The sequence below is a fragment of the Nonomuraea cypriaca genome (assembly GCF_015645445.1).
Classification (GTDB): domain Bacteria; phylum Actinomycetota; class Actinomycetes; order Streptosporangiales; family Streptosporangiaceae; genus Nonomuraea; species Nonomuraea cypriaca.
In genome coordinates this window covers 1-12,427 of sequence record NZ_JADOGI010000285.1, presented here as the reverse complement: position 1 = coordinate 12,427, position 12,427 = coordinate 1, and the positions used below count along the sequence as shown (strand labels likewise).

Below are 12,427 nucleotides of genomic sequence, written 5' to 3'. Positions count from 1 at the left end.
CTCCCCCACCTCACCGACCACGCCGCCGACCATGTCACCGTCGCCAGGCACCTAACCGCCACATCACCAGGCAACCAGACCCGCGCCCGGTCCGACGCCTCATAGATCCATGGAACACGGCGGCGACCACCAAGCCCATCCCGCCGGCGGTGTGGGAGGTGGGGCTCAGGTTTGAGTCGCCGGGGTTCCGCGAATGGCTCATTCGTTACGACCGGCGCTGGCCAGGACGGCTTGGCCGGCTCGTCAGCGTGCCGTCCAGGATCGCACCGGTCAGCGAGTGTCTGCGGAGGGTCACGCTGAATCGAGGACCGGACGCGAGCGACAGGGCGATGGCAGAATGTGACCATGCGGCCACCCCGAGCGAGATACTTCAACACCACCGGCCCGTGCGGCCCCCAGCACCACTACATGCTGCCCCCCACACAGCGGCTCCCGCAGGCACGCGAACTTATCGAGATGGATCGTTACTTCGTGCTGCACGCCCCCCGGCAGACCGGTAAGACGACCGCGCTGCGCACCCTGGCATCCGAGCTGAATGCCGAGGGCGACACCGCCGCCCTGATGTTCTCCTGCGAGCGTGCCAAGGCGGCCGGCGACGACGTCGGCTGGGCGGAGTCGCTTCTGCTGGATTCCCTCCGCGAAGCCGCCTCGCGGTCGGGATGGCCGGAGAAGCTGCTGCCGCCGGATGACTGGCCGCGCGTCACACCGGGCAGCCGGTTCGGCGCGGCGCTGAGCGAGTGGTGCCGCCGCTGCCCGCGCCGGCTGGTGCTCTTTTTTGACGAGATCGACGCCCTGCAAGGCAACAGCATGGTCAGCATCCTCAGCCAGCTCCGCGACGGCCACAACGCGCGGCATGAGGGACATCCGTTCCCCACGTCCATCGTGCTGTGCGGGTTGCGCGACCTGCGTGACTACAAGGTCGCCTCGGGCGGCGAACCCGATGGGTCCAACCCGGCCAGCCCGTTCAACATCATCCGAAAGTCGCTACGCCTGAGCGACTTCACCGCCGAACAGATCGCCGAGCTGTACGGCCAGCACACACAGGCGACCGGCCAGGAGTTCACCAAGGACGCGGTGGACCGGGTTTTCGAGCTGACCCAGGGACAGCCGTGGCTGGTCAACGCCCTCGCCAACGAGGTCATCACCGAGATGGAGGTGAGCAGCACCATCAACATTGCACAGGTTGATGAGGCCAAGGAGCGGTTGATCCGGGCGCGCGCCACCCATCTGGACGCGCTCGTGGCCCGGCTGCACGATCCCCGGGTGGAACGGGTGATCGAACCGATCGTGGCGGGAACGTGGCCAGGCACGGACACTTCTTTCGACGATGACGTCTCCTACGTCCATGATCTGGGCCTCATCCGGGGGACCAGGGAACTCGAGATCGCCAACCCGATCTACCGAGAGGTCCTGCTACGGGTCCTGGGCGATCGCACAGAGCGGTTCGTGAAGGCCGATCCGCACAGCTTCATCCTGGCCGACGGCCGTTTCGACCTGCCGCGCCTGCTGCAGGAGTTCGTCGTGTTCTGGCGCGAGCACGGCGAGGTACTCATCCGGCAGGAGGGCTACCACGAGGCCGCCTGCCAGATCATCCTCATGGCCTTCCTCCACCGCCTGGTCAACGGCGGCGGCCAGCTCGACCGGGAGTACGCCGCCGGCACCAAACGCCTGGACGTGCTCGTCCGCTGGCCCTACACCGGCCCCGACGGCGAGCGACTGATGCAGCGGGAGGCCATGGAGCTGAAGGTCTGGCGAACGAACGAAAACGACCCGACGCCCGACGGCCTCGCGCAGCTCGACCGGTATCTGGACCGCCTCACCCTTTCCACCGGCGTGCTGGTGATCTTCGACCGGCGCCCCCAGGCCCCACCCTGGAAGGAACGAGGCGGTTTCGAGCAGGCGACCACACCGTCCGGCCGCCAGGTCACCGTTCTGCGGGTGTGACGGGTGCGGGCCGGCCGGGCGCCGAACCCGGCTCAGCCGCAGTTGCCCCAGTCCTTCCAGCGCGATTTGCCTTCGGCGGCATCGCGTCCGTCATCCCGAATCCTCCCCATGTAGCTGACGCACCGGCCCTTGCCGTAGGTCTTCACCGGTCCCAAGTAGTGTTTGACGCTCCGGCCCTCGTTCTCGCCGCCCGTGCGTGAGTTGGCCCCCCGCGTCTGCGTCGTGATCGTGGCCATGGTGAAGGTGGGGATGCCGACATTCGAGGTCTTGATCGTGGTGACGCAGTTGTAGCCGGTCCTGCGGTTGTACAGCAGGTAGACGTATCCGAGGACACGTTTGGAGTGAGTCTTCACGGCCTGCTTGCTGTGGGCGACCCGGGCGAAGCCGGAACCGCACACCCGCTCCGGGGTGACGGCGGAGGCGGCCGCGTACGCAGGATTGACCATGATCCCTCCGATCGACAGTGCCGCGCCAAGGATGATCGTCGTCGTTGACTTGCGCATTCAGCCAGCCCTTCTCAACCGTCGCCCGCCATCCGGGGGACCAACAGTTGATCATCTTGCCGGATGATTCCACATCCAATGACCGAATGGTCAAATTTGTGCGCCCGCAGTTGCCGGCGGCCCTCACCTTGGGCCGGTCAAGGAGGCATCGCACCAAGCATCGCCCGCATCGAGATGACCCTCCGGCAGGTAATGATCAGCCGGACCAGTCGGTCATGCGGGCGTCGGCGCGGAAGCGGAGCGCGGGGTCGGCGTAGCGGGCCTCGGGCACCGCGTACAGGGCGTCGACGCCGGCCCGCTGGAGGGCGTAGCCGGCGGCGAGCAGCTCGATCTCGTTCTCGGGCACGGTCAGGCCCGCGGCGGCGAGAAGCCGGCCGACGGTCTCGGTGGGGGTGCTCATCATCGTCTCCTTCAAGGGGTTCCTGGATCAGGCGGCGGGCTGCGGCGCGGCGGCCAGTTCGGGGACGCGCAGGTGCCAGCCGGTGACCTGCTGGTACGCGTCTCCGGCGCGCAGGATCACGGACTCCTCGAAGGGACGGCCGGCGAACTGGACCGACAGCGGCAGCCCGCCGGCGGTGAAGCCCATGGGGACGGCCAGGACCGGGTTGCCGACGCAGTCCCAGTACTGGGTGAAGACCTGGGTGAACATCGCCTCCACGTCGATACGCCCCTCGGCGTCCGTCAGGGACTCGTACGTCGGAGCGCCCGCCGACGCCGTCGGGCAGACGATCACGTCCACGGAGTCGAACAGCCGGCCGACGGCGTCCTGCGCGACCCGGCGTACCCGCTGGGCCTGTACGTAGTCGGCGCCGCTGACCAGCGCACCGCGGGCGAGCAGGGCACGGGTGGCGGCGAAGTAGTCGCCCCAGCGGGCCGCCGCGTCGTTGCGGTGGTAGGCCAGCGCCTCCGCGCACATGGTGACGAGGTCGGCGGTGAGCATCTCGTTCCAGTACGGCAGATCCACCTCGACCAGGGTCGCGCCGAGCCCGGTCAGCGTGGTCAGCGCGGCGTCGAAGGCGGGTGCGGCGGCCGGATCGGCGCTCTGGGGGAAGTGGTGGGCGCGGGCCACGCCGATCCGCAGCCCGTCCAGCGAGCCGCCGCCCTCGAACGGGTCGAGCGGCAGGTCCACGCAGTCGGGGTCGCTGGGGTGGTGGCCGGCGATCACCTCGAGGACGGCCGCGCAGTCGCGGGCGCTGCGGGCCAGCGGTCCGACGTGGTCCAGCGAGTAGCCGAGCGGCGCGACGCCCGACTTCGGCACCCGGCCGAACGTCGGCATCAGGCCGCTCACGCCGCAGAACGCCGCCGGGATGCGGATGCTGCCCGCGGTGTCGGTGCCGAGCCCGGCCAGGAACATCCCGGCCGCCACACCGTTGCCGGTGCCGGAGCTGGAGCCGCCTGGCCAGGTCCGCGGGTCCCACGGGTTGCGCGGGGTGGGGAACGGCTTGCTCGGGTCCACCATGCCGCAGGCGAACTCCATGGTCGTGACCTTGCCGGTGATCACTGCTCCCGCCGCCTTGAGCCGGGTCACCACCGGCGCGTCCCGGCCCGCGCCCCAGGCCGGATCGAGGATCAGGCTCTGCGCGGTCGTGGGGCCCTCGGCCACCGCGATGATGTCCTTCACGCCGAACGGGATCCCGTGCAACGGCCCCCGATCCACGCCGGCGGCCAGTTCCTCGTCCGCCTTCCCGGCGGCGGCCAGCGCCGTCTCGTCGAACCTGGCCAGATACGTGCCCAGCTCGCCGTCCAGCCGGTCGGCCTGGGCGATGGCGTGCTCGGTCAGCGCCACGCTGGTCACGTCGCCGGCGCGCAGGGCCGCGGCGGCGTCGGTGAGCGTCACAGGGGGATGCATTGTCGCTCCTTCGGAGAAAGGTCAGTGGCGGCGGGCCGCGCTGGAGACGAACAGGAACCTGTCGCCGCGTACATGTATGTAGGCCAGGTTGAACGGCCGCCCGCTCGCGTCGCTGATCACCTGCTCGATGGTGATCAGCGGCGACCCCTCGGCGATGCCGAGCAGGGCGGCGGTGGCCGCGTCGGCCGGGGCGCAGCCGCAGACGAACTCCGACTGCTCGTAGCCGACGCCGGCCTCGTTGAGCAGGGCGTACCAGTCGTGGACGAACGGCTGGTCCCGCATGCGCCCGGCCTCGGGGTTGAGCACGTAGTTGGTGGCCATGCCGTGCGGCTCGTCGCCGAACAGCGACACGTACTCCAGCCGCAGGCAGGGCACCCCCGCGGGCACGCCGAGCCGGTCGGCGGCGAGGTGGGGCAGCGGGATCATGGACCGGTCGAGCTCCCTGGCGCGCAGCCGCCGGTTCAGCAGGCTCTCCTGGCCCGGCGGCTCGACGCCGTGGGCCTCCACGAGTTGGGTCATCACGGCCTTGACCACGACGTGCGTGCCGACGCCAGGCCGGCGGTCGATCAGACCCTCGCGGCGCAGCACCGCGAGCGTCTCCCGAACGGTGGCCCGCGTCGCGCCGTACGACGCCATGAGCTCGGCCTCGGTGGGCAGCACGCCGCCGGGGAAGGTGCCGCGCAGGATGGCGGAGCGGAGCAGGTCGCGCAGGCGGCGCAGGTCCGCCTCGCGTTCGACGCCCGGCTGGTGCGATCGGGGGGAACGAGCCGCCATGCCGCCGGACGTTACGAATGTGCCGTTTCCCGCGGGTTCCAGAACCGTTTCCAGCGGGTAACCCATGCCGCCTCCTCGTGCGAGAGTGCCTCGCAGAAGGAAGCTAGGAAGCGGGTGTTGCGGTGCGATGTCTGCGCGATTGCGCCCGGTTACGCCGTCACGCGGCACGTACGCACGCAGGCCGGCCTGCGCGGACGGCCACGGGCCAGGGGCGTTGCGCCGGACCGCGCGCCGATCCGCCGCGTGTCCGGCCTCTTGATCTCTCCGGTATGCCGTCTACCATCTTCAGTATTCGGTATGGAGCTGGTGCGCATGGTCGATCTTGCCAATCCGCCACTCGAAGAGTCCGTCCGGCTGGAAGCCGTCTACAAGGCGTTCGTCCCCCGGGGCCGCTCCGCGCAGCCGCTGCTGGCCCTCGAAGACGTCACGTTCGCCGCCCGGCCCGGCGAGTTCATCAGCCTGGTGGGGCCGTCCGGCTGCGGCAAGTCCACCGTGCTCAACCTGCTGGCCGGCCTCGCCCAGCCGTCGGCCGGGCGCGTGCTCTACCAGGGCGAGCCGGTGTCCGGGGTGAACACCGAAGTCGGCTACATCACCCAGGACGACAACCTGCTGCCGTGGCGCTCGATGCTGCGCAACGTCGAGTACGGCCTGGAGCTGCGCCGCGTGCCCAAGGACGAGCGCCGCCGGCGGGCCAGGGAGTTCATCGAGCTGGTCGGGCTCGCCGGATTCGAGAACCACTACCCCCACGAGTTGTCCGGCGGCATGCGCAAGCGGGCCGGCATCGTGCGCACGCTCGCGTACGACAGCGACGTCGTCCTCATGGACGAGCCGTTCGGCCCACTGGACGCGCAGACCCGGGTCATCCTGCAGGACGAGTTGCTCAAGCTGTGGGAGCTGCGCAGGCCCACGGTCCTGTTCGTCACCCACGACCTGGTCGAGGCCATCGCGCTGAGCGACCGCATCCTCACCTTCACCTGCCGCCCCGGCCACATCAAGCGGGCGTACGAGACGGATCTGCCCCGGCCGCGGGACGTCTTCCACATCCACGACCAGCCGCGCTTCAGGGAGTTGTACGACGCGTTGTGGGAGGACATCCGCATGGAGATCGCGGCGACATGACCCTTTCCACGGTGCGCGGCGAGCCCGCGGCGGTGCTGGCCGAGGCCGCCGCCCGCGCCCGCGCCGCCGAGTCCCGCGAGCGGCTGCGCGTCCGCGGCGGCATCGCGCTGCTCGGCGCCGCGCTCCTGCTCTTCTGGGAGTACGGCCTCGGTTTCCTCGTCGAACCCCGCTACGTCAGCAGCCCGTCCGAGGTCGCGGTGCGCCTGGCGGAGCTGGTGGCCGACGGCCGGCTGTGGGGGCACATCGGGGTGACCCTGGGCGAGGCGGGCGCCGGTTACCTCATCGGCATCGCGGTGGGGCTGGCGGCGGCACTGCTGCTGGTGGCCGTGCCGGTGCTGGACGAGATCGCGGGGCCGTTCCTGGCCGCGTTCTACTCGATCCCGAAGATCGCGCTGGCGCCGATGTTCATCATGTGGTTCGGGCTCGGCCTGCTGCCGAAGGTGCTGCTGGCCGCGCTGATGGTGTTCCTCATCGTGCTGGCCAACACGATGGCCGGGGTGCGCGGGATCGATCCCGGTCTGATCGAGGTCTCCCGGGTGCTGGGCGCGCGGGGGCCGACGCTCGTCCGCACGATCGTGTTGCCGGGCGCGGCTCCCGCGGTCGTGGCGAGCATCCGGCTGACCTTCTCGCGGGCCATGGTCGGGGCCATCCTCGGCGAGTTCATCGCCGCCACGCAGGGGCTCGGCTTCCTCATCGTGCGCTCGTCGCGCCAGTTCGAGACCGCGACCGTCTTCGCCGGGATCGCCGTGGTCGCGGCGCTGGTGATGCTGGTCAACGCCGCGATCCGAGCCGTGGAGGCGCGCGCGTTGCCGTGGTCGGCGGGGAGGACACGCGGATGAGCGAAAAGAGCGTCGGTGACGTCGGGGCGCTGGTCGTCGGGAGGGTGCGGCGGCGGCAGGTGCGGCGGAGGCGGGGGCTCAGGGCGGTCGTGTGGGCGAGCCGGATCGGCGTCGCCGTGGCCGCGATCGTCGTCTGGGACCTCGTCTCCGGCACCCTCGTCAGGCCGTTCTTCGTCAGCAGCCCGCAGGCCGTGGCCGACCAGCTGCTCGACTGGTTCGGCTCGGCCGATTTCTGGTTCCACGCGCGGTTCACGCTGACCTCCAGCGGGCTGGGGTTCCTCGCCGGGGCCACGCTCGGTGTCCTGCTGGCCTGGCCGCTGGCGTTGCGCCGGGTGGCGTACCGGATCGTGGAGCCGTACTTCCTGATCGCGTACTCGATCCCGGCGGTGGCGCTGGGGCCGGTGTTCATCCTCTGGTTCGGGATCGGGCTGACGCCGAAGGTCGTGCTGGCCGCGTACTTCGTGTTCTTCGTGGTCTTCATCAACACCGTCGAGGGCATCAGGCAGGTGCCGCAGGGGCTGATCGACGTCACCCGGGTGATGGGCGGCACCCGGTGGGCGGCGATGCGGTCGGTGCTGCTGCCCGGCGCGCTGCCGTACATTCTGGCGGCCCTGCGCATCACCCTGCCGGCCGCCATGATCGGTGCCGTGGTCGGCGAGTTCATCGCCTCCAACCGCGGCATCGGCTACCTGACCAGGGCGGCGGCCGGACGCTACCAGACCGCGGGGGTGATCGCGGGGACGATCGTGCTGGCCGCGATCGTCCTGCTGCTTTCCCTGTCCTTGCGGCCTTTGTCCCGCGTGCTGCGCTGGCGACCCGAGGTCAGGCTGCGTGGAGACAACGCCCTATGATCCGAGGAGGTCGGTATGAGAGCCAGGCTGGTGGCGATCACGGTGCTCCTGCTGGCGACCGGCGGCTGCGCGGGCGGCGGCGGTGGCGGTGGGACGGCGGAAGGGGAGCGGACGATCACGATCGCGTCGGCGCCGAACGTCTTCCTGTCCGCCCTCTACGTCGCCAAGGACGACGGCCTGTTCGCCAAGGAGGGCCTCACGGTCGAGATCGTGGAGGTGGAGAGCGGCAACGACAGCGTCGCCGCGCTCGCCTCGGGTCAGGCCCAGTACGCCGACGTCGGGTTCGAGGACCTGGCCGAGCTGAGCACGGCGGGTGACGACTCGGTCGTCATGGCCCATGACATCCTCAACCGGGTCACGCTCACGCTCGTCATGCGCAAGGAGGTCGCCGACAGCAAGAACGTGACCGCCGAATCACCGTTGCAGGACCGGCTGCGCGCGCTCAAGGGTCTCAAGATCGGCATCACCTCGCCGGGCTCCCCCACCGACACGTACATGCGCTACTACCTGGGCTCGGTCGGCCTCGACCCGGAGCGCGACGTCGAGCTCGTGCCGCTCGGCGGCGGGTCCGCGTTGCTCGCCGCCCTGGAGCAGGGCCAGATCGACGCGTACCAACTGTCGCCGCCGACACCGTACGTGGCCGCCGAGCAGGGCTTCGGCGTCGTCCTCATCGACGGGCCGAAGGGCGAGGTGCCGGAGCTGGACCAGTTCGACTACACCGCGTGGGCGACGTCACGGCAGTGGGCCGAGGAGAACACCGCCACCGCCACCGCCTTCAGCCGCGCGCTCACGCAGGCGACCACGAAGGTGAAGCAGCAACCGGACGCGGTGGCCGACCAGATCATGGACGATCTCGGCAGCACCGACAGGGCGACCGTGCTGCGGACGGTGCGGGCGATGTCGACGGCGCTGTCCGACCGGGGCTGCTTCGACGCCGCGATGGTCAAGCGCACGCTCGACGTCATGGTCAGACTGAAGATCCTCGAGAACCAGGCGGACGCGACCGAGGGCCGCCTCTGGACCAACGACTACAACGGCTGCTGAGGAGCACGATGCGCATCATCAGGTACGACGACGACGGCACGACGCGCTGGGGGGTGGCCGGCCCGGACGACACGGTACGCGGGGCTGAGGGCGACCCCTTCACCGAGGAGGGGCTGCGCCCCGGCGCCCCCGTGGGCCACCTCGGCGAGTTGCGCCTGCGCGCCCCCCTCACCCCGAGCAAGATCCTCTGTGTCGGCAGGAACTACGCCGACCACGCGGCCGAGTTCGGCAACCCGGTGCCCGAGGAGCCGCTGATCTTCCTCAAGCCGCCGTCCTCGATCGCCGGCCCCGGCGACGACGTCGTCTACCCGTCGCTGTCCGGACGGCTCGACCCGGAGGCCGAACTCGTCGTCGTGATCGGCCGCCGGGGCCGCCGCATCCCCGCCGCCGACGCCATGTCCCACGTGTTCGGCTACACCATCGGCAACGACGTCACGGCCCGCGACATCCAGAAGAGCGACCCGCAGTGGACCCGAGGCAAGGGCTTCGACACCTTCTGCCCGCTCGGGCCGTGGGTGGACACCGCGTTCGACCCTTCGGACGTCCGCGTCACGTGCACGGTGGACGGCGAGGTCCGGCAGGACGGCCGTACGCGGGACTTCATCTTCGACATCCCCACACTCATCGCGTACGTCTCGGGCTTCGCCACGCTGGAGCCCGGCGACGTCATCATGACCGGCACGCCGCCGGGCGTGCGCCCGGTCCAGCCGGGCGACACGATGACCGTGGCCGTCGAGGGCCTCGGCGAGCTCAGCAACCCGGTGGTGGCCGAGAAGGCATGAGCGAGGAGCGGGACTGCCGGCCGGTATGCGCTCGGGCGGGGCTGCCGGCCGTAGACGGAGCACCAAGTTCTGATTACATTGAGTAGATCTATTGATGCTCTCCGTAATCAGAACTTCAGGAGTTCACCATGCGCCGCAGCTCGCGTCCGCTCATCATCGCCCTCATGGCAGGTGGCCTGCTCGCCCTGACCGCCCCCGCCGCGTCCGCCAAGCCCAGCCCCGACTCCCTCGTGTCCAAGGTCACCGACATCGCCGGGGAGAATCCGGTCAGCCACTTCGTCGGCCAGATCACCGGAAGCGGCGGGACCCTCGGAACGCTCGGCGACGGCGGCGGTCTGGCGCTCCAGTGACGCTCGTGGCCGGGCGCGGCCCGGCCACGCCCGTCAGCCGGGTTTGGGTTCACTCTCGTCGTACTCGACCGCGTAGTCCACGTGTGAGCGGTCCTTCAGGGCGTACGCGGCGCCGATGCTGATCAGCGAGCAGACCGCCATGTAGACGGCGATGGCGAACGAGCTCTCGTAGGTCGCGTACAACCAGACGGCGATCAGCGGCGCCGGGCCGCCGGCCGTCACCGAGGCGAGCTGGTAGCCGAGCGAGGCGCCGCTGTAGCGCAGCCGGCCGGTGAAGCTCTCGGCGATGAACGTGGCCTGCGGACCGTACTGGATGTCGTGGATGGGCGCGGCCAGCACGATGGCCAGCAGGACCAGCGCGGGCACGCGGGTGTCGAGCAGCGGCCAGTAGATGAAGGACCAGACCACCATGAGGGCGGCGCCGATCATGTAGAGGCGTCGGCGGCCCACGAGGTCGGAGATGTAGCCCCAGAAGGGCACGGTGATCAGGGAGACGAGGCCCGCGATGATGACGTACGTGTAGACGTCGCTCGGCTCGAAGCCGAGGGTCCTCGTGGCGTAGGTGAGGACGAAGACGGTGAAGATGTAGAACGGCGCCTGCTGCCCGGTACGCAGCAGCGCGCTCAGCACGATCTCCCGCCAGTTCCTGACGATGACCTCGCGCACGGGGACGCGCTCGACCCGGTTCTCCTCGAGGAGCTTGGTGAAGACCGGCGTCTCCAGGATGCCGAGCCTGATGTACAGGCCGACCGCGGCCATCACGATGCTGAGCAGGAACGGGATGCGCCAGCCCCAGTAGGGGTCGAGCGGCTGGAACACCTGCAGGGCCAGGTAGCCGAGCACGAGGCCGACGGGGACGCCGAACTGCGGCCAGCTCCCGAGGAAGCCGCGACGGCCGCCGCGTGACTTGCCCCACTCGGTGGCGAGCAGCACGGAGCCGCCCCATTCGCCGCCGACGCTGATGCCCTGCAGCAGGCGCAGGAGTGTCAGCAGGATGCCGCCCCAGATCCCGATCTGCTCGTAGGTGGGCACCAGGCCGACGAGCGCGGTGGCGATGCCCATGCTGAGCAGGGTGATGATGAGGGTGGCCTTGCGGCCGATGCGGTCACCGTAGTGGCCGAAGATCGCCGCGCCGATCGGGCGGGCCGCGAAACCGCCGAAGTAGGTGCCGAGGGCGAGCAGGAGGCCCGTCGTCGGATCGCTCGTCGGGAAGAACAACTGGGCGAAGATCGTGGTGGCGGCGAAGCCGTAGAGGAAGAAGTCGTACCACTCGATCGAGGTCCCCACGGCGGAGGCGATCACCGCCCGGACCAGCTGCCGTCTCTTCTCTTCGCCTGTCGGGTTGGGTCGCTGCTGCTCCTGAACCATCTACCGCACCTCCGGTAGTCCCGCGTTAACCGTGACGGTACATGACGTATCACCGATGGTCACGAGGCATTTTCCGGCTCGATCTGGAGCTCCGGGACGGTCCTTCACAGCGGTGGCCCAAGTGGTGTGCAGTGAATCCGCTTCCTTTACGCTTTACCCGCGTTTTGGCTGCTCTTTACTGACAAGGACCCCCCATGTCGATCTCCCGTGGCCCGTTCACCGGGCGTACCCTCGCCGGCCTCGCACGGGACCTGCGCACCGGGCGCACCACCTCAACCGAGCTGGTCGAGCAGGCTCTCGACGCGATCGCCGAGCTCGACCCCGCGCTCAACGCGTTCGTCACCGTGGACGCGGAGGGGGCGCGCGCCGCGGCCCGGCGGGCCGACCAGGAGCCGGACGACCTTCGCGGCCCGCTTCATGGCGTCCCAGTCGCCGTGAAAGACCTGATCATGGTGGCAGGGTTGCCCTCGACCATGGGATCGCGGCACTTCGCCGACTATGTGCCGGAGGTGGACGCCTGGTGTGTGGCGCGGCTGCGCCGGGCCGGCGCCGTCATCGTGGGCAAGACCACGACCCACGAGTTCGCGTACGGTCCCACCGGCGACCGCTCCGCCGCCGGCCCTTCGCGCAACCCCTGGGATCCTGCGCGCATGTCGGGCGGCTCCAGCGGTGGGAGCGCGGTCGCCGTGGCGGCGGGGATGGTGCCGCTCGCGCTCGGCACCGACACCGGTGGCTCGGTCCGCATCCCCGCCGCTCTGTGCGGGGTCGCCGGGTTCAAGCCCGCGTACGAGGCGATCCCGGCGGACGGGGTCTTCCCCCTGTCGCGGTCCCTTGATCACGTCGGGGTGCTGGCGGGCGACGAGCACGACTGCCTGACCGCCTACCGCTGCCTCACCACCTCCGAATCCGAGGGAGACGGAGCCGCCGACCCCGCAGGGGCCGGGCCCGTGCGGGTGGGGTGGCTCGATCCGGCGGGGCTGTTCGCGTGCGATCCGCGGGTGGTG

General features: G+C 70.1%; 13 protein-coding genes. 8 read left to right on the top strand and 5 right to left on the bottom strand.

Annotation, left to right across the window (positions count from 1 at the left end; genetic code table 11):
- Positions 1-345: 345 nt before the first annotated feature.
- Positions 346-1,944 (top strand): AAA family ATPase, encoded by a 1,599-nt coding sequence (locus ITP53_RS48840; protein ID WP_207757506.1) that lies wholly within the window; start codon positions 346-348, stop codon positions 1,942-1,944.
- A gap of 32 nt (positions 1,945-1,976) precedes the next feature.
- Here the strand turns inward: ITP53_RS48840 and ITP53_RS48835 are convergent, their stop codons facing one another.
- From ITP53_RS48835 to ITP53_RS48820, 4 genes are all read right to left on the bottom strand, one after another.
- Positions 1,977-2,447 carry a hypothetical protein gene (locus ITP53_RS48835; protein ID WP_195902317.1) on the bottom strand — a complete coding sequence of 157 codons (471 nt, stop codon included), beginning with the start codon at positions 2,445-2,447 and terminating at the stop codon, positions 1,977-1,979.
- A 196-nt stretch (positions 2,448-2,643) separates the two neighbouring features.
- Positions 2,644-2,847: a hypothetical protein gene (locus ITP53_RS48830; protein WP_195902316.1), complete on the bottom strand. Its 204-nt coding sequence runs from the start codon at positions 2,845-2,847 to the stop codon at positions 2,644-2,646.
- Between the two features lie 27 nt (positions 2,848-2,874).
- Positions 2,875-4,296 carry an amidase gene (locus ITP53_RS48825; protein ID WP_195902315.1) on the bottom strand — a complete coding sequence of 474 codons (1,422 nt, stop codon included), beginning with the start codon at positions 4,294-4,296 and terminating at the stop codon, positions 2,875-2,877.
- A 21-nt stretch (positions 4,297-4,317) separates the two neighbouring features.
- Positions 4,318-5,070: a GntR family transcriptional regulator gene (locus ITP53_RS48820; RefSeq protein ID WP_207757505.1), complete on the bottom strand. Its 753-nt coding sequence runs from the start codon at positions 5,068-5,070 to the stop codon at positions 4,318-4,320.
- A gap of 297 nt (positions 5,071-5,367) precedes the next feature.
- Between ITP53_RS48820 and ITP53_RS48815 the strand changes: the two genes are divergently transcribed.
- From ITP53_RS48815 to ITP53_RS48790, 6 genes are all read left to right on the top strand, one after another.
- The gene (locus ITP53_RS48815) at positions 5,368-6,189 is read left to right on the top strand and encodes an ABC transporter ATP-binding protein (RefSeq protein WP_195902314.1); all 822 of its coding nucleotides are present in this window, start codon (positions 5,368-5,370) and stop codon (positions 6,187-6,189) included.
- A complete protein-coding gene (locus tag ITP53_RS48810; protein ID WP_195902313.1) occupies positions 6,186-7,028 on the top strand; it encodes an ABC transporter permease in 843 nt (280 codons plus the stop codon). The genes ITP53_RS48815 and ITP53_RS48810 overlap by 4 nt, the downstream gene beginning before the upstream one ends.
- Positions 7,025-7,879, top strand: a complete 855-nt coding sequence (locus ITP53_RS48805) for an ABC transporter permease (RefSeq protein ID WP_195902312.1) — start codon at positions 7,025-7,027, stop codon at positions 7,877-7,879. The genes ITP53_RS48810 and ITP53_RS48805 overlap by 4 nt, the downstream gene beginning before the upstream one ends.
- 15 nt (positions 7,880-7,894) lie before the next feature.
- Complete coding sequence (locus tag ITP53_RS48800; protein WP_195902311.1) at positions 7,895-8,923, top strand: ABC transporter substrate-binding protein; 1,029 nt, start codon at positions 7,895-7,897, stop codon at positions 8,921-8,923.
- Between the two features lie 8 nt (positions 8,924-8,931).
- Positions 8,932-9,705, top strand: a complete 774-nt coding sequence (locus tag ITP53_RS48795; protein ID WP_195902310.1) for a fumarylacetoacetate hydrolase family protein — start codon at positions 8,932-8,934, stop codon at positions 9,703-9,705.
- 128 nt (positions 9,706-9,833) lie between these two features.
- Positions 9,834-10,055: a hypothetical protein gene (locus ITP53_RS48790; RefSeq protein ID WP_195902309.1), complete on the top strand. Its 222-nt coding sequence runs from the start codon at positions 9,834-9,836 to the stop codon at positions 10,053-10,055.
- Between the two features lie 33 nt (positions 10,056-10,088).
- Here ITP53_RS48790 and ITP53_RS48785 read toward each other — a convergent pair whose 3' ends face one another.
- A complete protein-coding gene (locus ITP53_RS48785; RefSeq protein WP_195902308.1) occupies positions 10,089-11,423 on the bottom strand; it encodes an MFS transporter in 1,335 nt (444 codons plus the stop codon).
- Between the two features lie 194 nt (positions 11,424-11,617).
- Here ITP53_RS48785 and ITP53_RS48780 point away from each other — a divergent pair.
- Positions 11,618-12,427: amidase (locus tag ITP53_RS48780; protein ID WP_195902307.1), on the top strand; the 810-nt coding region annotated here is incomplete at its 3' end.

Excerpts from the sequence above, each read along its gene's own strand:
- ITP53_RS48840 (WP_207757506.1), top strand. The coding sequence starts at position 346 with ATGCGGCCACCCCGAGCGAGATACTTCAACACCACCGGCCCGTGCGGC.
- ITP53_RS48835 (WP_195902317.1), bottom strand. The coding sequence starts at position 2,447 with ATGCGCAAGTCAACGACGACGATCATCCTTGGCGCGGCACTGTCGATC.
- ITP53_RS48830 (WP_195902316.1), bottom strand. The coding sequence starts at position 2,847 with ATGAGCACCCCCACCGAGACCGTCGGCCGGCTTCTCGCCGCCGCGGGC.
- ITP53_RS48810 (WP_195902313.1), top strand. The coding sequence starts at position 6,186 with ATGACCCTTTCCACGGTGCGCGGCGAGCCCGCGGCGGTGCTGGCCGAG.
- ITP53_RS48805 (WP_195902312.1), top strand. The coding sequence starts at position 7,025 with ATGAGCGAAAAGAGCGTCGGTGACGTCGGGGCGCTGGTCGTCGGGAGG.
- ITP53_RS48790 (WP_195902309.1), top strand. The coding sequence starts at position 9,834 with ATGCGCCGCAGCTCGCGTCCGCTCATCATCGCCCTCATGGCAGGTGGC.
- ITP53_RS48815 (WP_195902314.1), top strand. The coding sequence starts at position 5,368 with ATGGAGCTGGTGCGCATGGTCGATCTTGCCAATCCGCCACTCGAAGAG.
- ITP53_RS48800 (WP_195902311.1), top strand. The coding sequence starts at position 7,895 with ATGAGAGCCAGGCTGGTGGCGATCACGGTGCTCCTGCTGGCGACCGGC.
- ITP53_RS48820 (WP_207757505.1), bottom strand. The coding sequence starts at position 5,070 with ATGGCGGCTCGTTCCCCCCGATCGCACCAGCCGGGCGTCGAACGCGAG.
- ITP53_RS48825 (WP_195902315.1), bottom strand. The coding sequence starts at position 4,296 with ATGCATCCCCCTGTGACGCTCACCGACGCCGCCGCGGCCCTGCGCGCC.
- ITP53_RS48785 (WP_195902308.1), bottom strand. The coding sequence starts at position 11,423 with ATGGTTCAGGAGCAGCAGCGACCCAACCCGACAGGCGAAGAGAAGAGA.
- ITP53_RS48795 (WP_195902310.1), top strand. The coding sequence starts at position 8,932 with ATGCGCATCATCAGGTACGACGACGACGGCACGACGCGCTGGGGGGTG.